This window comes from Pseudomonas sp. MPR-R2A5 (assembly GCF_058793055.1).
In genome coordinates this window covers 67,821-89,849 of sequence record NZ_JBXAFK010000002.1, presented here as the reverse complement: position 1 = coordinate 89,849, position 22,029 = coordinate 67,821, and the positions used below count along the sequence as shown (strand labels likewise).

17 protein-coding genes are annotated in these 22,029 nt (G+C 61.9%); 13 read left to right on the top strand and 4 right to left on the bottom strand.

What is annotated here, in order from left to right; translation table 11 throughout:
* Nucleotides 1-310: 310 nt before the first annotated feature.
* From AC1Q6I_RS01840 to AC1Q6I_RS01795, 10 genes are all read left to right on the top strand, one after another.
* A complete protein-coding gene (locus AC1Q6I_RS01840) occupies nucleotides 311-1,867 on the top strand; it encodes a methyl-accepting chemotaxis protein (RefSeq protein WP_102624003.1) in 1,557 nt (518 codons plus the stop codon).
* 177 nt (nucleotides 1,868-2,044) lie between these two features.
* Nucleotides 2,045-3,037, top strand: a complete 993-nt coding sequence (locus AC1Q6I_RS01835; RefSeq protein ID WP_041160977.1) for a SphA family protein — start codon at nucleotides 2,045-2,047, stop codon at nucleotides 3,035-3,037.
* 15 nt (nucleotides 3,038-3,052) lie between these two features.
* The gene (locus tag AC1Q6I_RS01830; RefSeq protein WP_041160978.1) at nucleotides 3,053-4,234 is read left to right on the top strand and encodes an MFS transporter; all 1,182 of its coding nucleotides are present in this window, start codon (nucleotides 3,053-3,055) and stop codon (nucleotides 4,232-4,234) included.
* Nucleotides 4,235-4,269: 35 nt separating this feature from the next.
* The gene (locus AC1Q6I_RS01825; RefSeq protein ID WP_024076438.1) at nucleotides 4,270-5,715 is read left to right on the top strand and encodes a carotenoid oxygenase family protein; all 1,446 of its coding nucleotides are present in this window, start codon (nucleotides 4,270-4,272) and stop codon (nucleotides 5,713-5,715) included.
* A 229-nt stretch (nucleotides 5,716-5,944) separates the two neighbouring features.
* A complete protein-coding gene (locus AC1Q6I_RS01820) occupies nucleotides 5,945-6,796 on the top strand; it encodes a fumarylacetoacetate hydrolase family protein (protein ID WP_024076439.1) in 852 nt (283 codons plus the stop codon).
* Between the two features lie 3 nt (nucleotides 6,797-6,799).
* Nucleotides 6,800-7,621, top strand: a complete 822-nt coding sequence (locus tag AC1Q6I_RS01815; protein ID WP_102624002.1) for an IclR family transcriptional regulator — start codon at nucleotides 6,800-6,802, stop codon at nucleotides 7,619-7,621.
* A gap of 21 nt (nucleotides 7,622-7,642) precedes the next feature.
* Nucleotides 7,643-9,289, top strand: a complete 1,647-nt coding sequence (locus tag AC1Q6I_RS01810; protein ID WP_102624001.1) for a bifunctional 3-(3-hydroxy-phenyl)propionate/3-hydroxycinnamic acid hydroxylase — start codon at nucleotides 7,643-7,645, stop codon at nucleotides 9,287-9,289.
* A gap of 22 nt (nucleotides 9,290-9,311) precedes the next feature.
* A complete protein-coding gene (locus AC1Q6I_RS01805) occupies nucleotides 9,312-10,160 on the top strand; it encodes a VOC family protein (RefSeq protein ID WP_102624000.1) in 849 nt (282 codons plus the stop codon).
* Between the two features lie 72 nt (nucleotides 10,161-10,232).
* Nucleotides 10,233-11,711, top strand: coding sequence for an aldehyde dehydrogenase family protein (locus AC1Q6I_RS01800; protein WP_069076686.1), 1,479 nt, complete (start codon nucleotides 10,233-10,235; stop codon nucleotides 11,709-11,711).
* A gap of 71 nt (nucleotides 11,712-11,782) precedes the next feature.
* Nucleotides 11,783-12,781, top strand: a complete 999-nt coding sequence (locus tag AC1Q6I_RS01795) for a helix-turn-helix domain-containing protein (protein WP_024076444.1) — start codon at nucleotides 11,783-11,785, stop codon at nucleotides 12,779-12,781.
* A gap of 86 nt (nucleotides 12,782-12,867) precedes the next feature.
* Here AC1Q6I_RS01795 and AC1Q6I_RS01790 read toward each other — a convergent pair whose 3' ends face one another.
* The 4 genes from AC1Q6I_RS01790 to AC1Q6I_RS01775 form a co-directional block, all read right to left on the bottom strand.
* Nucleotides 12,868-13,569: an MlaA family lipoprotein gene (locus AC1Q6I_RS01790; RefSeq protein WP_024076445.1), complete on the bottom strand. Its 702-nt coding sequence runs from the start codon at nucleotides 13,567-13,569 to the stop codon at nucleotides 12,868-12,870.
* A gap of 100 nt (nucleotides 13,570-13,669) precedes the next feature.
* Nucleotides 13,670-15,064 carry an efflux transporter outer membrane subunit gene (locus AC1Q6I_RS01785; protein ID WP_102623999.1) on the bottom strand — a complete coding sequence of 465 codons (1,395 nt, stop codon included), beginning with the start codon at nucleotides 15,062-15,064 and terminating at the stop codon, nucleotides 13,670-13,672.
* Complete coding sequence (locus AC1Q6I_RS01780; protein ID WP_024076447.1) at nucleotides 15,061-18,195, bottom strand: efflux RND transporter permease subunit; 3,135 nt, start codon at nucleotides 18,193-18,195, stop codon at nucleotides 15,061-15,063. The genes AC1Q6I_RS01785 and AC1Q6I_RS01780 overlap by 4 nt, the downstream gene beginning before the upstream one ends.
* Nucleotides 18,196-18,197: 2 nt before the next feature.
* Entirely contained in the window at nucleotides 18,198-19,382 is a 1,185-nt protein-coding gene (locus AC1Q6I_RS01775; protein ID WP_024076448.1) for an efflux RND transporter periplasmic adaptor subunit, read from the bottom strand.
* 143 nt (nucleotides 19,383-19,525) lie between these two features.
* Here AC1Q6I_RS01775 and baeS point away from each other — a divergent pair, with 143 nt between their 5' ends.
* The 3 genes from baeS to AC1Q6I_RS01760 all read left to right on the top strand — a co-directional run bounded on the left by baeS (nucleotide 19,526) and on the right by AC1Q6I_RS01760 (nucleotide 21,989).
* Nucleotides 19,526-20,911, top strand: coding sequence for a sensor histidine kinase efflux regulator BaeS (baeS, locus tag AC1Q6I_RS01770; RefSeq protein ID WP_069076683.1), 1,386 nt, complete (start codon nucleotides 19,526-19,528; stop codon nucleotides 20,909-20,911).
* 3 nt (nucleotides 20,912-20,914) lie between these two features.
* Nucleotides 20,915-21,598, top strand: coding sequence for a response regulator (locus AC1Q6I_RS01765; RefSeq protein ID WP_024076450.1), 684 nt, complete (start codon nucleotides 20,915-20,917; stop codon nucleotides 21,596-21,598).
* A gap of 67 nt (nucleotides 21,599-21,665) precedes the next feature.
* Nucleotides 21,666-21,989: an IclR family transcriptional regulator domain-containing protein gene (locus tag AC1Q6I_RS01760; protein WP_227496887.1), complete on the top strand. Its 324-nt coding sequence runs from the start codon at nucleotides 21,666-21,668 to the stop codon at nucleotides 21,987-21,989.
* Nucleotides 21,990-22,029 lie beyond the last annotated feature (40 nt).

The window sequence follows — 22,029 nt, the reverse complement described above, 5'->3', positions numbered from 1 at the left end:
GTTGTCGCTCTCTATTCGGGCTCACCAGAACCTGGCCTTCCTGAATATTCGACTAAAGCACAAGATCACACTATGAGCCTTCTGAAAACGCACTTGGTTAATTGGCCAATCTTTCCACCCCCCGAAAAACAAGGTGCTTTAACCTTTCAGTGGCACTACCGCCCTTCATTCCACCTCTCGATATTTTTTCATGCAGTGCTCAAAACCAGCCGGAGTAATAGTGTGGCCGTCACACTCACGCTAAAGCATTGCGATTCAAGGTCGACACTCAGAACTCACTTATCAACCTGCGTTACTACCGGGAGTCCATATGTTCGGCTGGATCAGCAATATCCGAGTCAGTGCTAAATTAAGTTGGGGGTTCGGTCTGGTACTGGGGCTTGCGTTGTTACTGGCCGCGACCGGCTGGTACGCCGTGGTGACGTTGACCGATCGTGGGCTGAAAGTTGAAAAAATTGCGCAGGTCAGCGATTACACCAAAGACTTGCGAATCATTCGTCTACGCATCGGTACGAACTCCCAACCGAATGCCTATCAACCGTTGCAGCAAACCCTGGATCAGCTCGCAGCCCACCTGCACAGTATTCGGGCACTGTTCATCGACCCACTGGATGCCGACCTGATCCAACAGCAGGAAAATGCGGTCACCGCGTACGGAGGGCTGCTGCACGACCTGTCCACCCCCGGCATTGACCAGGCGTCGTTGTTTAAACGGATGGGCCAGTTGGGTGACCTGCTGCTCGATACCACGCAAAAACTCATTCAATCGCAAAATGCCAAACGCGATGCCGACGCCGCTTCCACCAAGACCCTGCTGGGGCTCGTCGCGGCCTTGGCGCTGTTGCTGGGCGCCCTCGCTGCGTGGGTCATCACCCGTCAAATCGTGAACCCACTGCAACACACGCTCCGGGCGGTGAACCGCATTGCCCAGGGTGATTTGACCGAGCATCTGCAGGTCAACCGGCGTGACGAACTGGGCCAGCTGCAATCAGGCCTTCAGCAGATGATGCTCAACCTCCACGAACTGATCGACGGCATTCGCTCCGGTGTTATCCAGGTGGCCAGCGCGGCCGAGCAGCTGTCGGCGGTCACCGAGCACACCAATTCCGGCATCAGCAACCAGAAAGCCGAAACGGATCATGTGGCCACGGCAATGAACGAGATGACCGCCACCGTGCACAACGTCGCACGCAATGCCGAAGAAGCTTCTGCGGCGGCATCCATCGCCGATCAGCAGGCCAGCGAAGGGGAACGGATCGTGGGCGAAGCCATCGCGCAAATCCAGCGATTGGCGGCAGAACTCAACCAGTCGGCGGACGCGGTGCGCCATCTCCAGGAACAAAGCGACAAAATCGGCGGCGTACTGGATGTGATCAAGGCCGTGGCCCAGCAAACCAACCTGCTGGCGCTGAACGCGGCCATCGAAGCGGCCCGCGCCGGAGAGGCTGGTCGCGGGTTTGCGGTGGTCGCGGACGAGGTCCGCAACCTCGCCCTGCGCACCCAGCGCTCCACCGAAGAAATTGAAACCCTGGTCGCCGGCGTCCAAAGCGGCACCCACGCCGTGGCCTCCGGCATGGAAAGCAGCCTGCTGCTGAGTGAAAGCAGCGTGGAATGCACCCATCGAGCGGTCAATGCGCTGGAGAACATCACGGGCAAGGTCTCGATCATTCAGTCAATGAACCAGCAGATTGCCACGGCAGCCGAACAACAGAGCGCTGTCACCGAGGAGATCAATCGCAGCGTGATCAACGTCCGCGACATTTCCGAGCAGACGGCCAACACCTGCGAAGAAACCGCAGCGTCGAGTAACGAGCTGGCGCGGCTGGGGCATGAACTGGAAAGGTTGGTGGAGCGCTTCAAGGTCTAGGGGCGCGAGGGGTGGGCTGATTGCACAAACTTGCCGCTCAAGCGCCTAACGCCGGCAACATGACGCTCTCAGTCAACTCTGACCGCTGTGTACAAGTAACGCAAAAGCTCAGGAATTAGAGTTGAAGCGCCAGGGGAAGCTACCCCAGCTCACAACTCCAATAATAGAGCGACGTCAATGAGACTGACACCATCCTTGCCAGCGTGCCTGGCTCTGAGCTTCGTATCACTTGCCACCTATGCTGCCGAGGGCCCTCCTCCGCCCTCCGTCAGCCAACCCAGCGGTATCAACCTGGGCGGCACCAGCTTCTACGACGGGTTCGCCGGGCCACCCGGGCTGACGCATCAGACCTATCTGAAATTCAGTACGGCCAGCAGCATTCGTGACAATGGCGGCAAGGACAACCGCAACTTCGATAACCCGAAGATCAATGTCATCAGCTTGATCAACCAATTCAGCTATTACTCACCCGACACCATCGGCGGTGGCGCGCACCTGGGTTGGAGCCTGTTGGTACCCGTGATCTCACTGGACGGCGACTTTGGCGACAACGGCGCCAAACTCAAGGACAACGGCGTTGGCCTGGGCGACGTCACGGTCGGCCCGCAGATCCAGTTCGATCCGATCGTCAATGCCGAAGGCCGGCCGGTGTTTGTGCAGCGCGTGGCCTTCGATACGATCCTGCCCACCGGCAAGTACGACAAACACAAGGACTTGAATACCGGCTCCAACTACTTCTCCTTCAACCCCTACTGGGCCGCGACCTTGATGCCGGCACCGCGCTGGGAAGTGAGCTGGCGCCTGAATTACCTGTACAACTTCAAGAACGACGATCCAGCCAGCAGCTCGGCGCAGTTCTTTGAAGGGCGACCGGTGCGCGACACCCAAGCAGGGCAATCGGCCTGGGCCAACTTTACGGCCTCGTACGAGGTGTTCCCGAAGGTCTCGGTCGGGATCAACGGCTATTACTTCCGGCAGATTTCGGATGACCAGGTCAACGGCGACCGCTTGAGTAATTCCCGCGAGAAAGTCCTCGGCATTGGCCCTGGCCTGTTCTGGAAGATCACTGAGGACAAGGCGTTCTGGCTCAATACCTATAAAGAAACCGGCGTAGAGAACCGCAGCAAAACCGATTACGCCGTGCAAGTTCGCTACGTCCATAAGTTCTGACTGAGGTGATGTGTGATGAATGCGCTCGACTCCATCGACAGCAAGCAATCACTGGGCGTTATCTGCCTGATGATGGTCATTTCCCTGGGAACGCTGCAGATCCAGCCGATTCTGGGCGGCGCGTTGATTGATCAACTGGGTGTGCCGCTCAATGCCATCGGCACGATTTTCGCCGCCGAGCTGATCGCGATGGCCATCGCCTGCGGCGCCTGTGCGCTGTTGATGGCGCGTGTCGACCGCCGCCGCTTTGCCCTGGTAGCGTTGTTGATCCTGGCCGCTGGCAACCTGGTCAGCACCCAGCTTCACAGCCAGGCATGGCTGGTGGTCTTCAGAATCATCTGCGGCGCCAGCGGTGGCGCGGTCATGGCGGTGGTATATGCGACCGCGGCACTGCGCAGGTCCAAAGATGCGACCTTTGCGGTGATCAATATCGGCAACCTGTTATGGGGCATGCTGCTGGTCACCTCCATGCCCCTGCTGTTGCGGGGGTTTGGCGTACAGGGTGCCTTTTGCCTGCTGGCCATCACCAGCCTGCTCGCCGCACTGGGTTGCTGGAGAATACCCAGGCACTACCCGGACGCCCAACGCATCGCCCATGGCGCAGCCCGGCCGTTCGGGCTGACGTCGATGCTGCTGATCGCGCTGTTTGCGCTACTGTTCTTCGGGCACTCCGCCCTGTGGGTGTATCAGGAACGCATCGGCAAAAGCCTGGGCCTGGAGCCCCAGCAGATCGGCGCCATCCTCGGTGGCAGCATCCTGGCGGGCGCCCTCGGTGCCGGCCTTTCCGGGCTGATCGGGCGGCGTCTGGGGCTATTGTTCCCGCAACTGTTGAGCTTCGGCACTGCGTTACTGGCCACCCTGATCATGGTCTACGGCGACAGCACCGTGGCATTCGCCACCACGGCTTGCCTGATTCATATGGTGTGGTTTTTCAGCTTGCCGTACCTGCTGTCCATGGCCGCCGAACTCGACCCCTCCGGTCGATTGGCCGGCCTTGGCAACGCAGCGATTTTCGTCGGTCAGGGCCTTGGCCCCTTTGGCGCCGCGCTGGTAGTCGGCGAAGGGCACTTTCGCGCGGTGGGTTGGCTCGCCGCCTGCGCTTATATGCTGGCCTTGATCATCTCGTGCCTGGTGGTGGCCCGTTTCCGTCGAGGCGTGAAGCCTTGTGGGCAAGCCCTGGCAACCCAATCCGCCTGAACGACGTCAACCAAACCGCTCAATGAGATCACGCAATGAATACGCCATTCCCCAATACCCCCGAATTTTCCGGGGCGCTGTATGCACCCAGCCGCGTCGAGGGCGAGGTGTACGACCTTGAAGTCGAAGGCACCCTTCCCGAGTCGATCCGTGGCACTTTTTATCAGGTGTCGCCGGACCCGCAGTACCCGCCGATGCTCGGCAGCGATATTTTCTTCAACGGCGACGCCCTGGTCAGCGGTTTTTACTTTGAAGGCGGCAAGGTCTCGCTGCGTCGACGCTATGTGCTGACCGATCGCCTGGTCGCTCAACGCCGTGAAGGGCGTTCGCTCAACGGCGTGTACCGCAACGTCTACACCAACGACCCGCTCGCGGCCAAAAACAACACCACCGCCAACACCTCGGTGATCCCGCACAACAACGTCCTGCTGGCGCTCAAGGAAGATGCCATGCCCTGGGCCCTGGACCCACAGACGCTGGAAACCCTCGGCGAGTGGAATTTCGACGGGCAGATCAACTCTGCAACGTTCACTGCCCACCCCAAGCTCGACCCCGTCACCGGCAACCTGCTGGCCTTCAGCTACGAAGCCAAAGGCGACGGCACACCCGACATGGCCTATTTCGAGATTTCGCCGCAGGGAAAACTGCTGCATGAAATCTGGTTCCAGGCCCCCTATGCAGCGATGGTCCACGACTTCGCGGTCACCGAACATTATGTGGTGTTCCCGCTGATCCCGCTGACGGTAGACGTCGAGCGCATGAAAAATGGCGGCCAGCATTTCCAGTGGCAACCCGAGCTGCCCCAGCTGTTTGCCGTGCTGCCCCGCCATGGGCATGCGCGGGACGTGCGCTGGTTCAAAGGGCCCAAGGACGGCTTCCAGGGCCACACCCTGAATGCGTTCGACGAAGGCGGCAAAGTCTATCTGGACATGCCGGTCACCGGCGGCAACATCTTTTACTTCTTCCCCCAGGCGGACGGTTTTGTACCGCCACCGGAAACCCTGGCCGCCAGCCTGATGCGCTGGGTGTTCGACCTCAACAGTGCGCAAGATGAACTGCAACCCCAGGCGCTGACCGACTACCCCTGCGAGTTTCCCCGCTGTGATGACCGCTACATCGGGCGCAAATATGAACATGGATTCCTGCTCGCCTTCGATCCAGAGCGCCCCTACAACCCGTCGAACGGGCCGATGCCGTTCCAGTTCTTTAACCTGCTGGCTCACCTCAACCTCACCACCGGTGTCACCGATGCCTGGTTTCCCGGTGACAGCGGCTGCTTCCAGGAACCCATTTTCATTCCACGCTCCGCTGACGCCGCGGAAGGCGATGGCTACGTGGTGTGCCTGCTCAACCTGATTGCCGAAGGCCGCAGCGAACTGGTGGTGCTGGACGCCTCCGCCATGGCCGCCGGCCCCATCGCACGCATCAAAATCCCGTTCCGCCTGCGCATGTCACTGCATGGCTGCTGGGCACCGCGCTAAATCGTCCCAGCGTTCCCCCTTCCGCGCGTCACGCCCGTGGCCATCCACTTGCTGGAATGGCACGGGCTGCCTGGCATTGCCGGCCTCGATCCGATGATCGAACAGAAAAATCTCATTTATTTCATATTGCAGGATTTATGCATAAATCCCACTTTACAGGATAAATGTGCAGGACTAGATTAACCCCCATTGCCGCCATCTCCCGCTGCCCTTTACGAGAGGACACTTCATGAAACTCGCAAGCTTCATTGTTCACGGCCGTACGACCTACGGTGTGGTCGACGGTGACCAGTTGATTGACCTGGAATCGGTCAAGCCCACCGTTGGCACGGACCTCAAGCAAGCCATCACCGCCCATCGCCTCGGGGAACTGACCCCAGCCGTGCTGGCGTCATTGCCCCGCGTCGCAATCGCGGACGTGACGTTCCTGCCAGTGATCGCAAACCCCGGCAAAGTGCTGTGCATCGGCATCAACTACGCCACCCACGTGCGTGAAACCGGGCGTGACATGCCAACCTACCCGATGATTTTCACGCGCTTCGCCGACAGCCAGGTGGCGCACCTGCAACCGATCATTCGTCCGAAGGCTTCGCACAAACTGGACTTCGAAGGCGAGCTCGCGGTGGTCATCGGCAAAACCGCGCGGCACGTCAAGGCAGCGGATGCATTGGACTATGTGGCCGGTTATGCCTGCTACAACGATGGCAGCGTCCGCGACTGGCAGAAGCACACCATTCAGTTCGTGCCGGGTAAGAATTTCCCCAACACCGGCGGCTTCGGTCCCTGGCTGGTAACGCGCGATGAGATCGGCGACCCGCAGGACCTGGAATTGACCACGCGCCTGAACGGCGAAGTGATGCAACACACCTGCACCAGCGACATGATTTTCAGTGTGCGCCAGTTGATCGAGTACTGCTCCACCTTCACCGAACTGGCGCCCGGCGATGTGATTGTCAGCGGCACCACCGGCGGCGTCGGCGCCTTCCGCGAACCAGCGGTCTGGATGAAGCCCGGCGATACCGTCGAAGTCGAGATAGCCGGCATCGGCATTCTGCGCAACAACATCGCCGACGAGCAGTAAGCCATGCAGCCATTGTCTGAAGCAGAACAGCTGTCCGAACAGGACGCCGATAGCAAAGGTTCGAGCCTTGAACGCATGCTGCGGGTACTGGATTTATTCACCGAAGCCAGCCCGATCTGGGCGGTCGACGAAATGGGCGCCGCACTGGGCTATACGCGCTCGACCATCTATCGCTATGTGCGCGAACTGGCCGAGGCGAGCCTGTTGTTTCAGGTCGAAGCCGGACGCTACGCACTCGGCGCGCGGATTATCACCTGGGACCGCCAACTGCGCCTGAGCGACCCCCTGGTGCGCGCCGCACAGTCGCTGGAACACGACCTGCCACGCTGGAGCGAACAACAGGTCTGGCTGATCTGCCGGCTGTTCAAGGACCAGGTGGTGTGTATCCACCAGCATGGCGAGTTGTTCAGTGAGGTCAGCTACTCCCGGGGCTCACCCAGGCCGCTGTTCCTCGGCGCAACGTCGAAGGCGATCCTCGCCAACATGACCTCGCGCCAGCACAACCAACTGTTCCTGGAAAACCCTGATGAAGTGCGCGCCAGCCACCTGGGCCAGACCTGGGAACAGTTCCGCCGCTCGCTGCAGCAACTGCGTCGCCAGGGCTATGTCGCCAGCGCGGCGGAAATCGATCCCGGCGTCTACGGCCTGGCGGCGCCGATCTTCGACAGCGACGGCAAGGTGGTCGGCAGCATCAGTTGCGTGCGCCCGATCCAGCAGCGCGACAACGCCCAGGAAGCGCAACAAGGGGCACAGATGCTGGCCCTCGCGCAGACGCTGTCGCAACGCATGGCGGCGCTGACCCATCGCCCGCCGCAGCCGGACTGAAACCTTTGGAAGGGAATAACAATGACAACCCTCAACAGCTTCAGCACTCAAGTCCTGATCGTCGGCGCCGGCCCCACCGGGCTGACCCTGGCCAACCTGCTCGGCCAGGCCAATGTGGACACCCTGATCGTCGACCGCAAACCCGGCACCGTGACCGAACCCCGCGCCGTTTCGATCGATGATGAATCCTTGCGCACCATGCAGGCGATCGGGCTGGATGACGCCGTGTTACGCGACGTCGTGCCCGGCTACGGTGTGCATTACTTCACCCGCGCAGGCGGCCGTTGCTTTGGCAAGGTCGAGCCCACCGGCAGGTTATATGGGTTCCCCAAGCGCAATGCGTTTCGCCAGCCGCTGTTCGAAAGCACGCTGAAGGTCGGCCTTGAACGTTTTGCCAACCTGACAGCGCGCTTCAATCACGAACTGCTCGAGTTCACTCAAGACCAGCACGGCGTGCGCGCGTTGATCAAGGATGCCGATGGCCAACTGCTCGACGTCAAGGCCAGCTACCTGATCGCCTGCGACGGCGGTCGCAGCCCGGTGCGCAAGCAACTGGGGATCGAGATGGTAGGGTCGAGTTTTTCCTCACGCTGGCTGGTGGTCGACACCGACCAGGACGACGACCCCTTCTGGCAGACCCGCGTGTATTGCGATGCCCGACGCCCGGTGGTGGAAGTGCCCGGCCCGCACCATACTCGGCGCTTTGAGTTCCAGCTCAAGTCGGGCGAAACCGATGCGCAGGTGCTCAGCCCCGAATGCCTGCACACGCTGCTTCGTCCGTTCAAGGGCGATGCCCCGGTGTCTATCGTGCGCAAGACGGTCTACACCTTTCATGCCCGCGTCGCCGAGCGTTGGCAGGTCGGCCGCGTATTTCTTGCCGGCGATGCCGCCCACTTGACCCCGCCCTACGCCGGGCAAGGGATGAACAGCGGCGTTCGCGACGCGCACAATCTGGGCTGGAAGCTGATCGCTGTGCTCAAGGGCCAAATGGCCGCAACCGCCCTGCTGTCCTACGAAAGCGAGCGGCGCGACCATGCCTGGGCCTTGATCAAGCTGGCCCTGAACCTTGGCGTGGTCATGGCGCCGGCCACCGTGCTGCGGGCTCGCCTGATCAGCGCGGCCTTCGCGTTAATCGGCCTGGTGCCGCCGCTGCGCGATTATTTCCTGCAAATGCGCTTCAAGCCCAAACCACGTTTTACCAAAGGCCTGGTATTGCCCGAAGGCAAGGCCGGGAAGCTGGCCTGCGGGCAAATGTTTCCTCAGCCATTGCTGACCGATGCCCAAGGCCACATACAACTGCTGGACACCACCATCGGTGCCGGTTTTGCCCTGATCCAATATGGCGACCCCGCTCGCCAGCGCCTGGATGAACTGCGCCACGGCCTTTGGGACCACCTGGAAGCCAAGCGCATCCTGATCCTGCCGGCGCACGTGCAGGCCCTGCCATCACTGCCCGGCTGCACCGTGCTGCACGACCGCGAGGATGCGCTCAAGGACCTGCTCGGCGACAGCCACACGTTTGTGCTGCTGCGCCCGGATCGCTATGTGGCCGCCATCTTCGACCTGGCCACACAAGACCAGGCCGCTGGCGCATTGCAGTCGTTGTTCGGCATCACCCTGACGAACCATCGCGTGGATCAGCCGGCGATGGCGCCCGTCTACCCCTGAACCATCAGCCCCAGAGGTGTTTATGCAAACCTTGCAGACTTCCACTCCCGCACGCCTGTGTTACCTGCACCTGGCGAGCAAAGCGCCCCAGCAGCAAGTCGATTTCTATCGGCGCCTGCTGGACATGGACAGCCTGGCGCAAGCCGACGGCAGCTGGCTGCTCCAGGGGCCTCAACGGGCCATGCTGATCTCGCCCGCCGACCATAGCGGCCTGCTCGCGGCGGCGTACGACCTAGGCAGCCAAGCACACTTGAACGAGCTGCGCACGCGCCTGCTCGGCAACGGTTGTAACGTCGAGGCGCTCGACTCGCCGTTGCTGGAAGCGGGCGCCTTTCAAATCCGTGACCCCCAGGGTCGACAAACCGTATTTGGGGTGTCTCGCAGCGCGTCCACGCTCGACCGCAAGGGCATGCCGGGCCGCCTGCAGCACGTGGTGTTCCAGACCACGGAGCTGGAAGCGATGATCGACTTCTACGTCAACACGGTGGGCTTCACCGTCTCGGACAACGTCGTCGACGAGCAGAGCGGCCAGCTCACCACCTGCTTCCTGCGTTCGGACGATGAGCACCATTCGCTGGCGTTCTTCCGCGGATCGAAAAACGAGTGGGATCACCACTGTTACGAAACCAACGAATGGAACGACATTCGCGACTGGGGCGACCGCTTCGCCAAGGAACGCATCACCTTGTTCTTCGGCCCGGGACGACATGGCCCAGGCAACAACCTGTTCTTCATGGTGGTCGATGCCGATCGCAACCGCCTGGAGTTCTCGGCCGAGCTGGAGATCACCGAGGCCACGCGCCCGCCTGGCGTCTGGCCGCAGGAGGAATACACCCTCAACTCCTGGGGACGCGCCTGGATCCGAAGCTGAATACGCACAACCTAAAGGGTCTGCCCTCACCCACCCTCAATCGACGCGGCTACCTGCCTCAAAGGTAAGACAATGACAACTCCAATACTCGCGGCCTACGCCATCAACGGCGACCAATACATCAACGGCACCTGGCGCGCCGGTGGTTCGACACGACGCCTGGACGACCGCAACCCCTTCAACGGCGAACCCTTGCTGGAAATGCCCCTGGCCTCGGTGGCCGACCTGGATGACGCCTACCAGGCCGCCCAGCGCGCACAGACCGACTGGGCCGCGCTGCACCCGACCGAGCGCGGCGCACAGCTGGAAAAGCTCGCCCAGGTCATCCAGAACCGCCGCGAAGAAATCATCGACTGGCTGATCCGTGAGTCCGGCAGTACCCGCATCAAGGCGGGCATGGAGTGGCAGTTCACCCTCAACCTGGTTCGCGAGTGCACCACCCTGCCGATGCAGGTTGAGGGACGGATCCTGACCAGCTACAAGCCTGGTGAGCAGAGCTTCGTGTTTCGCGAACCACTGGGGGTGGTCGGTGTGATCAGCCCGTGGAACTTCCCGCTGTACCTGAGCATGCGTTCCGTGGTGCCGGCACTTGCGCTGGGCAATACCGTGGTACTCAAGCCGGCCAGCGACACGGCAGTGACCGGCGGCCTGCTGATTGCCCACCTGTTCGAAGAAGCCGGGTTCCCGGCCGGTTCGCTGAACGTGGTGGTCGGCGCGGGTTCGGAGATTGGCGATGCCTTCGTCGAACACCCGATACCGAGCCTGATCTCTTTCACCGGTTCCACCGATGTGGGACGCAATGTCGGACGCATCGCCACCGGTGGCAAGCACATCAAGCGGGTGGCGCTGGAGCTGGGCGGCAACGCGCCGCTGGTGGTGCTGGAGGATGCGGACATCGAGATCGCGGCGCATGCCGCCGTGGTCGGGCGCTTCCTGCATCAGGGCCAGATTTGCATGAGCGTCAACCGGGTCATTGTGGATCGCTCGCTGTATGCCGATTTCGCAGCGCTGGTGGTCGAGCGCGTGCGCAATCTCAAGACCGGTGACCCGGCCCAGGCCGATACGGTGATCGGGCCGGTGGTCAACCAAAGTCAGCTCGACGGTCTGCTGGGGAAGATCGCCGCCGCCGAGCGCGCCGGTCTCAAGCAGTTGTGTGGCGGCCAGGCGCGCGGGCTGGTGCTGCCGGCCCATGTCTTTGGCGAAGTGGGCCCCGACCAGGCCCTGGCTCGCGACGAAACCTTCGGGCCGTTGCTGCCGTTGATGATCGCGCAAAACCAGGCCCATGCCCTGGAGTTGGCCAACGCCAGCGAGTACGGTCTGTCCAGTGCGGTGTTTACCCGCGACATGGCGCGCGGCCTGAGCTTTGCCCGTGGCATCGTGGCGGGCATGACCCATATCAACGACATCACGGTCGATGATCAGCCCAATGCGCCGTTCGGCGGCGAAAAGAACTCCGGCCTTGGCCGCTTCAATGGTCACTATGCCTTGGATGAATTCACCCGGGCCCATTGGGTGACCTGGCAAGCCGGGAGCCATCACTACCCGTTCTGATCGTCTGCGAGGATCGGGCAGGGTCCAGCCCTGCCCCGTCTGCCCAAAACAAAAAACAAAAGGCGAAACCAATGAATAATCTAGCCTGTGTGTCCACCGAACAGGTCATGCGCTCCGATCGGCTGATGAAGTGGAAAGAATTCATGAGCGATCATCTGGGCCGCACGCCGGAGTATATAAAGCGCCTGGAATCCACCCACATCGACCCGCTGCACAACGGTAATTTCCAGGGGCGACTGGAATACGGCGACCTGGGCCAGTTGCGTTTCTGCCGCATGACCGCCAGTGCCCATCGCTATTCACGTCACCTGAGCCAGGCGCTCGATGTGCTCGACACCCCGCGTATGCTGATATTGCAAATCGCCGGTGTCAGTCACTTCGAGCAAGGCCAGAAAAGCAGCGCCGTCGCGCCGGACGAGATGCTCCTGGTCGACTGCGGCAAACCCTTCAGCGTCACCAGTACCCAGGGCTGCGAGCACTTTATCCTGCTGTTCCAGGGGGCTGCCGGGCAACTGACCCAGACCGGCGACATGCACTTGAGCGGCCGCAACGGGCTGGGGCGCATGCTGATGCACTTGATCAGCGACGCCTACCACCAATACCCCTTGCTCAACAGCCAGTCGGCGGGGCTGATCGGCGACAGTATCGCCGGGCTGCTGAACAATGCGCTGAAGAACAAGCAAGATGAAAAGCAGCTCGACCATGACTTCCGCTTCTTCAAGCAGAACCGCCTCAAGGCCTACATTGAGCGCCACCTGGCCGACCGCGACCTGAGCATCGAACGCATCGCCAACGCCGAGCAGTGTTCGGTGCGCAGTTTGCATCGGGCATTCCAGGACGAACTGGGGTGCAGCGTCAGCGAGTACATCTGGCAGCGTCGGTTGTCCCGCTGCGCCGAAGACCTGCGCAACCACGAGCAGGCCCATCGCTCCCTCACCGAAATAGCCTACGCCTGGGGTTATGGCAGCAGCTCCCATTTCAGCCGGCACTTCAAGTCGACATTCGGCATGTCGCCCCGGCTGTTTCGTGAGACCGCCAGCGACGCCCGCGCCAACTCCACCGCGGCGTAACCCCAGGCACCGCCCATCCACACCGAGGTCAGGCTGGACGGGCCTGGCAACGCATGCAGGTCACCTCGTGTAGGTCGTCACACGGCTCAAAAGTCATCCTTGACGTTTGCGCCCTGGATCTTGAACGCTCGGTTTTGCAGATAAACACTGCGGATAAAGTTGTATTTATCGCCAGTGATGAGCTTTTCAGATTTCAGGTATTGGGCACGCCCGTCGATCATGCTCACGCCGTACAGGCTATTGCGCGTCGGAACGTCGCCGATGTAACGGACCGGGTTGGCGTAGGCATCGGGCAGGATCGCGGGTGCATCGCGAAGCGTGCTTGGCCCCAGGAATGGCAGTACCAGGTAAGGGCCGCTGTTGACGCCCCAGTGCCCCAGGGTTTGGCCAAAGTCTTGGTCACTGCGTTGCAGCCCCATCGGCGTCGCGACGTCGATCATCCCCACCAGGCCCAGCGTGCTGTTGAGCAAAAAGCGACTGGTATCCACGCCGGCACTGTGAAATTTGGCTTGAAGTACATTGTTAGCCAGGTTTTTCACCTCCCCCAGATTGTTGAAGACGTTATGAATACCGTCCTGGACCCTACGGGGGGTGATGAATTGATAGCCTTGGGCGAGCGGTTTGAGTGCATACGTATCCAACGTGTCATTGAATGCAAAGATCGATCGGTTGAACCCCTCCCATGGGTCCTCGTCGGAATCCGCACGGCACAGCGGTGACAGCGTGATGAAACAGGCGCAGGCCAGTGCCTGGGCCCGACGGCTTAAGGTGAAACGAAAGGCACGCATGTTTGTTCCCCAATGAATGAAGTCACCCGATTTGATCCACGCAAGCCGTTCCATCGCTGCGGTTATGTGTGTATGCGGCAGAGTCTTTTCGCCTGGGCCTTCAGTTCCAGCCGCCGCCTAACACTTTGTAGAGCGTGATGCGGTTGCTCTGCTCGGTCAGGCGCAGGGTGATCAGGTCTTGCTGTGCACTGTAGAGGGAGCGTTGCGCATCCAGGGCTTCGAGGTAGCTTTTCGACCCGCCACGATAGAGGGCATCGGAGAGTTCGAAGCTTTTGCGGCTGGCGTCGGTCAGCGCCTGTTGCGCGGCGATCCGGCGATCCAGGGTGCTGCGCACCGCCAGCGCGTCGGCCACTTCACGGAACGCGGTCTGCAGGGTTTGCTGGTAGGTCTGCACCTGGATATCACGTTCGACCCTGGCCGAGTCCAGGGTCGCGCGGTTACTGCCCGCGTCAAAAATCGGCACGCTGATGCTCGGGGCAAAGGTCCAGGCACCGCTGCCGGATTTGAACAGGCCGGCCAACGCCGCGCTGGAGGAGCCGGCATTGGCGGTCAGGCTGATGCTGGGGTAAAACGCCGCGCGCGCCGCGCCGATATCGATATTGGCGGACTTGAGGGTGTGTTCGGCCGACAGCACATCCGGGCGTTGTTGCAGCAGGCTGGAAGGCAGGCCCGCGGGTATCTGCACCAGCACGGCCGCTGACTCCAGGTGCGTGCCCGGCAACAGGGCCTCGGGCACGTCACTGCCGACCAACAGGCGCAAGGCATTGCGGTCCTGCAGAATCTGACTCTCGTAGGACGCCACATCGCCCCGCGCCGACTCGACCGTGGTCTGGGCTTGGGCCACGGACAGCGCGGAGGAGCCGCCCAGGGCATAGCTGCGCTGGGTCAGGTTGTAGGTGGCCAACTGGCTGGTCAGGGTTTCCTGGGCCAGCAGCAGCCGTTCGTTGTCGGCCGCCAGGGTCAGCCAGGCGGTGGCCACTTCGGCCACCAGGCTGATTTGCGTGCTGCGCCGGGTTTCCGTCAGCGCCAGGTAGTCTTCCAGGGCCTCGTCCCGAAGGTTGCGTACCCGGCCAAACACGTCCAGTTCATAGCTGCTCAGCCCCAATTGCGCGCTGTAATCGTGGGTGGTGGCCGCCGTGCCGGTATTGGACAACGACCCCGGCGTACGGCTATGGGTGCCGCTGACGCTCGCATCAAGGGTGGGAAACAGGTCCGCGCGCTTGATGCGGTACTGCGCCTGGGCCTTCTCCACGTTCAGGTTGGCCAGGCGCAAGTCGCGGTTATTGGCCAGCGCCAACGCCTGCAACTGCGCCAGGCGGATGTCGGTGAAGAACTGCTGCCATTTGACGTCGGCGCCCACCTGCCCTTTCGGCAGGCTGGCCGCCGGCAGCCATTGCCCGGAGACGGGCGCTTCAGGCCGCTCATACTGGGGCGCCAGGTTGACGCAGCCGCCCAGGACCATGGCGGCCAGTAAAGGCCAATGTGACTTGATCATGCATCACCTGTCGGGGCAGATTGACGAGCACTGCGCTCGCGGCCGAAACGGCGGCGGATCAGCACAAAAAACAGCGGTACAAAGAAGATCCCCAGCACCGTGGCGCTGAACATCCCGCCCAGTACGCCGGTACCGATGGCCTGACGTCCGGCGGAACCTGCGCCGGTACTCAAGGCCAGCGGCAACACGCCGAACATGAAGGCCAGGGACGTCATCAGGATCGGCCGCAGGCGCTGGCGCACCGCGATCAGCGTCGCGTCGATCAGGCTGTTGCCCTGCTCTTGCAGGTGCTTGGCGAACTCAACGATCAGGATCGCGTTTTTCGCCGCCAGGCCCACGGTGGTCAACAGCCCCACCTGGAAATACACGTCGTTGCTCAACCCCGCGACGCGGGTCGCCAACACGGCGCCAATCACCCCCAGGGGCACCACCAGAATCACCGAGAACGGCACCGACCAACTCTCGTAGAGTGCGGCCAGGCACAGGAACACAAACAATACGGAGAGGGCATAGAGCAGCGGGGCCTGGGAGCCGGATAGCCGCAACTGATAGGACTGCCCGGTCCATTCGTAGCCGATGCCCTGGGGCAATTGCCGGACAATGGCTTCCACCGCGTCCATCGCGTCGCCGGAGCTCACCCCTGGCGCGGGGTCACCGACGATTTCCAGGGAGGCGTTACCGTTGTAGCGTTCCAGCAAGGGTGAGCCGTAACTCCAGGTGCTGCTGGCAAACGATGAGAACGGCACCATTTCATTGTTGCTGTTGCGCACGAACCAATGATCAAGGTCCGCGGCCTGCATGCGCGCGGATGCCTGGCCCTGCACGTAGACTTTTTTCACCCGGCCCTGGTTGAGAAAGTCATTCACATAAGTACCGCCCAACGCCGTCGACAAGGTGGTGTTGATGTCGCTGGTACTCAGGCTCAGGGCCCCGGCCTTGCGGTCGTCGATGCTGACCTTGAGCTGCGGCGCATCGTCCAGGCCGTTGCTGCGAACCCCGAGCAAACGTGGATCCTTTCTGGCCAGCTCAAGAAACTGTTCGCGGGCCGCCACCAGTGCATCGTGGCCCAGGCCAGCGAGGTCCTTGAGTTGCAGGTCGAACCCCGAGCTTTGGCCCAGGCCGCGTACGGTCGGCGGTTGCATGACGAACGCGTCGGCATCCCCGATGCTGGCCAGTGCCAGGGTCGCCCGTTGGGCAATGGCCGCCGCACCCTGGCCGGGCCCACCGCGTTCGTCCCAGTCCTTGAGGCGGATAAACGCGCGCGCGGTGTTCTGGCTGTTCCCCCCCATGCCCAGCCCGCTGATGCTGATCATCGCTTCGACTTCGGGCTGTTTGAGGATGTAGTCCTCGAACTGCTTGATCACCGCCTGGGTGCGGCTGTCCGTCGCGCCGACCGGCAACTGGATCTGTGCCAGGAGGATCCCTTGGTCTTCGTCCGGCAGAAACGACGTGGCCAGGCTCATGTAGCCCACCGCCATGACCACCAGCACCCCGCCATAGAGCAGCAGGCTGCGCACCCAACGCCGCAACACCACACCCACCCAACGCTCGTAAGCGGCGCTGGCACGTTCAAAGGTGCGGTTGAACCCGCCGAAGAACCCGCGCTGGGCCGCATGCCCCTGGCCATCGTGGGTTTTGAGCAACGAAGCGCACAGCGCGGGGGTCAGCGTCATCGCCACCAACACCGAGAGGACCATGGCCGAGACAATGGTCACCGAAAACTGCCGATAGATAATCCCGGTGGAACCGCCGAAAAACGCCATGGGGATAAACACCGCGCTCAGCACCAGCGTGATGCCGACCAGTGCGCCGCTGATTTCGCGCATCGATTGACGCGTGGCCGCCACAGGCGATAGCCCCTCCCCCATCAGCCGCTCAACGTTTTCCACCACCACAATGGCGTCGTCCACCAGCAAGCCAATCGCCAGGACCATGGCAAACATCGTCAAGGTGTTGATCGAATAGCCAAACATCGCCAACACGCCGAACGTGCCCAGCAACACCACCGGCACGGTAATCGCCGGGATCAGCGTCGCGCGCAGGTTTTGCAGGAACAGGAACATGATCAACACCACCAGCACGATGGCCTCGCCCAAGGCCTTGACCACTTCCTCGATGGACAGGCTGACAAACGGCGTGGTGTCGTAGGCAATCACGTTTTTAAGCTGCATTTCAGTCGGGTAGAACGGTTCCATCTCCTTGAGCTTGGCCTTGACCGCCTTGCCGACGTTCAGCGCATTCGCGCCTGCCGCCAGTTGCACCCCCATGGCCGCCGCGGGCTTGCCGTTGAGGGCGGTGCTGATGTCGTAGCTTTCGCTGCCCAGTTCCAGGGTCGCGATATCGCCCAGCAACACCACGGCACCGTCGCTGCTGGACTTGACCACCACATCACGAAACGCTTCGACGGTCTGCAGTTTGCTGCGGGCACTGATCGTGGCGTTCAACTGCTGCCCCTTGATCGCCGGCAATGCCCCCAGTTGCCCGGCGGAGACTTCGGTGTTCTGCGCCTCCAGGGCACTGCTGACGTCCGAAGGCATCAGCGCGTACTTTTCCAACAGGGCCGGGTCCAGCCAGATACGCATGGCATAGCCTGCCCCCAATGTCTGCACATCGCCGACCCCGTCTATGCGGCTGATGGAGTCCAGCAAGGTGGTGGAAATGTAGTCGCCGATCTGGGTGCCGGTCACGCTGGGGTCATCCGATGCCAGGGCGACAATCATCAGGAAGTCCGAGCCGCCCTTGGTCACGGTCAGGCCTTCGCTTTGTACCGATTGCGGCAGTCTCGACTCGGCTTGTTGCAGCTTGTTCTGTACCTGCATTTGGGCGACATCCGGGTCGGTGCCGGCGGTGAACGTCAAACTGATGCTGGCACTGCCCGCCGAACTGCTGGTGGCCGACATGTAGGTCAGGTTATCCAGGCCTTTCATCTGCTGTTCGATGACCTGGGTCACCGAGTCTTCCACGGTCTTGGCCGAGGCTCCGGTGTAGGTCGCGGAAATCTTCACCGTGGGTGGCGCGATGTCCGGGTATTGCTCCAACGGCAACTGGCTGATGGAGAGGCTGCCACCGAGCATGATCACGATGGCGATGACCCAGGCGAAAATCGGTCGATCAATAAAAAAGTGCGCCACGCTTAACCCTCCTTCACAGGGGTGGGTGGCGTGGCCGCTTGCGCGCTGGCGTCCTGCGCCTGGACTGCGGCACCGGCACGGACTTTTTGTCCGCCTTCGACAATCAACTGGTCACCCGCCTTGAGGCCTGCCGTGACCCACCATTGATTGCCCACCGCGCGATCAATGCTCAGCTGACGTTGTTCCACCTTGCCGTCGACCACCAGTAGCGCCGTGGTCACACCGCTGGCGCTGCGGGTCACTGCTTTTTGCGGAACCAGAATGGCCTGGTCATTGCGGGCCTGCTCCAGCACCGCGCGGACATACATGCCCGGTAGCAGCAGGTGGTCTGGATTGGCGAACTCCGCGCGCAGGGTGACGGTGCCCGTCCCCTCGTTGACACTGACGCCGCTGACCTTGAGCCGCCCTTGCTGGTTGTAAGTGCTGCCATCGTCCAGCTTCAGGCTGACCCGCGCCTGGCCGTCACCGTTGGACTGCAACACGCCGCTGGCCAGGTCCCGCTTGAGCCGCAGCAATTGCGTGGTCGATTGGGTAACGTCCACATAGATCGGATCGAGTTGCTGCACCGTGGTCAATGCACTGTCCTGATTGGCCACCACCAGCGCGCCAGGGGTCACGGTGGACGTTTCGATGCGCCCGCTGACCGGCGAGGTGATACGTGTGTACGCCAGGTTGATCCGGGCAGTTTCGACTTCCGCCTCGGCGACTTGCACATCGGCGGCAGCCGTCAGCAAGGTCGCCTGGGCGTCCTCGTTATCCTGCTGGCTGATGGCATTGATCTTCACCAGTTCCGCGTCGCGCCTGGCGGTGCTCTGCGCCGATTTAAGCGTGGCGCGAGCCTTGGCCAGGCTCGCCTGGGACTGCGCCAGCGCGGCGGTATAGGACGCCGCATCCAATTGGTACAGGGCCTGCCCGACCTTGACATCCGCGCCCTCGACAAACAGTCGCCGCTGGACGATGCCGCCCACCTGCGGACGAATCTGCGCCACCATGAACGCCTGGGTGCGCCCGGCCAACTCAGTGGTCAGCACCTGGCTCTGGGGCTTTATGCTGATCACCGAGACTTTGGGGGTGACCGCTTCAGGCGCCGGCTCGCCACCGGAGCAGCCACCCAACATGACCAGAATGATCAACGACAGGAAAACCGCGGCGGTTACCAGGAATTTGGCGATTATTTTCGTGGACATAGCTGCCTCTGCAAGACGGAATGGCTTGAGTCAGCGCCATCCTGCGAGGCAAATGTGCAGGAAAATTGAAGATTGCCCGACCGGGTTGAATCTTTCCGTCGCCAGGGCCTAAATGGTCCATCCATTCTTAACGGCCCACCTGCATGAAGTTGAGTATCTCCACCAAGCTGTTTATCGCGGTACTGGCCGGTGTGCTGCTGGTCATCCTGAGCATGGGCTTGGCGACGAGCTGGAGTTTTGGGCGCGGCTTTCTCGGGTATCTCAATGAGCAGGCGCTGGACCGCATGGCACCCGTGCTGCCACGCCTGGCCAGTGCCTATGCGCGTGAGGGGAATTGGGAGTTCCTGCGCAACCAGCCGGACCGCTGGTTTGACATTATGCGGCCCGAACTCGGCGAAGATCCGGCGAAGAACGACTTGCGTACCCCCATGGCCTCGGACCTGACGGGCGCGCTGTTTCGCATTGCATTGCTGGATAAACACAAAAAACGCGTGAACGGCTACCCGGATATCGGCAACGACGCCTTGTTGCGCCCGATCGTGGTGGCCGATGAAACCGTCGGCTGGCTGGCCGTGACCCCGTTCCAGAGCGTGACCGAGGCCGGCGGCGAACGGTTCCAGCAATACCAGTTACGCACCAGCCTGGTGATGGGCGCCTTTTCGCTGCTACTGGCGATGCTGATTGCCTGGTGGATCGCCCGCACGTTGTTAGAGCCGGTCAAACGGGTGGCCGCAGCGACCCATCGCCTGGCCAGCGGCGACTACAGCGGCCGCGTGGCGGTGGCCTCCAATGACGAAGTGGGCCAATTGGCCCGGGACTTCAATCAGCTCGCCTATACCCTGGAGCGCAATGAACAGATGCGTCGTGAGTTCATGGCCGATGTGTCCCACGAATTGCGTACCCCGCTGTCGGTGTTGCGCGGCGAGCTGGAGGCCATCGAGGATGGCGTGCGCACCCTGGACCAAGGCTCGATGAAATCCTTGCAAGGTGAGGTCGGCATGCTCAGCAAGCTGGTGGATGATCTGTATGAACTGTCCCTGGCGGATGTGGGCGCACTGACCTATCGCAAGAGCGCTTGCGCACTGGAGCCGCTGCTGCGCAACAGTGTGGCGATGTTCCAGGAGCGCTTGCACGCCCAGCACCTGCGCATCGAACTGGACTTGCCATCCCAACCCCTAGAACTGCTGGCCGACGCCAATCGCTTACAGCAATTGTTTTCCAACCTGTTGGAAAACGCCGTGCGCTACACCGACCCGCAGGGGCTCATACGCATCCGCGCCGGCCTGGATCGCACCGACGTGTGCATTGATGTTCTAGACTCCGGCCCAGGCGTTTCAGCCGAACAACTGCCGCGCCTGTTCGAGCGTTTCTATCGCGGTGAATCGTCGCGCAACCGCGCCAGTGGCGGGGCCGGCCTGGGGCTGGCGATTTGTCACAGCATCGCCCTCGCCCACGGCGGCAGCCTCAGCGCCGCTCACTCCCCCCTCGGCGGTCTTTGGCTGACCCTGCGCCTGCCACGGAATACCTGACTCATGAGCGACGAAAGCCCGATCCTGATCGTCGAAGACGAACCGAAGCTGGCCGCACTGATGCGCGATTACCTGGTCGCCGCGGGCTACCCGACGCGCTGCCTGGACAACGGCTTGCAGGTGGTGCCGAGCGTGCGCGCCCAGGCACCGCGCCTGATCTTGCTCGACCTGATGCTACCCGGGCGCGACGGTATGCAAGTGTGCCAGGACCTGCGCGGGTTCAGCGCCGTACCGATCATCATGATCACCGCCCGAGTCGAAGAGGTGGACCGCCTGCAGGGCCTGGACCTGGGCGCCGACGACTACATCTGCAAGCCGTTCAGCCCGCGCGAGGTAGTAGCACGAGTCAAGGCCATCCTGCGTCGCGGCCCCCAACTGCTGACCAGCACACCGCCGCGCCTGCTGATCGACGAAGCGCAATACCGTGCGTCACTCGACGGTATCGAACTGGACCTCACGCCGCTGGAACTGCGCTTGCTCAGCACCTTTGCACGTTCCGCCGGGCGGGTGTTTTCCCGTGACCAACTGCTCGACAACATCTACTCCGACCACCGTGTGGTCACCGACCGCACGGTGGACAGCCATATCCGTAACCTGCGGCGTAAGCTGGAGCAGGCATGCCCTGGGGAAACGCCCATCGAGTCGTTGTATGGGGTGGGCTATCGGTTTCAGCTTTCCGGGGGCTGAGGTTTTGTCGAGGCCAAGGCAGTCTGCACCCTGGCAACGCCCCCCTTGACCATCCTAAAGGCCCTGGCTGGAGCAGCCCGAGCTGATCGCTCATTTGCAGGAAGAAAGTTTCGAGCGCCGTACCGCCAACACCTTGACCAGCATCGAGGCCTATCTACAAGAACTGGAAGTGGTACGCGCCCAGGGTTATGCCGAAGACCATGAAGAGTTCGAAGACAATATGCGCTGCCTGGCCGCACCGATCCGTGACCGTTTCGGCCACGTGATAGCGGGCATGAGCGTGTCCTTCCCCTGCTTTCGTTTTCGCGAAGAACTCAAGCAGGATTACGTTAATCGGCTGATGGAAGCCACCCAGCAGATTTCCAGACAATTGGGCTGGCAGGCAAAGTAGCCCAGGCGCCAGCGAACGTATTCGCCAGCGCCAGGGCAGG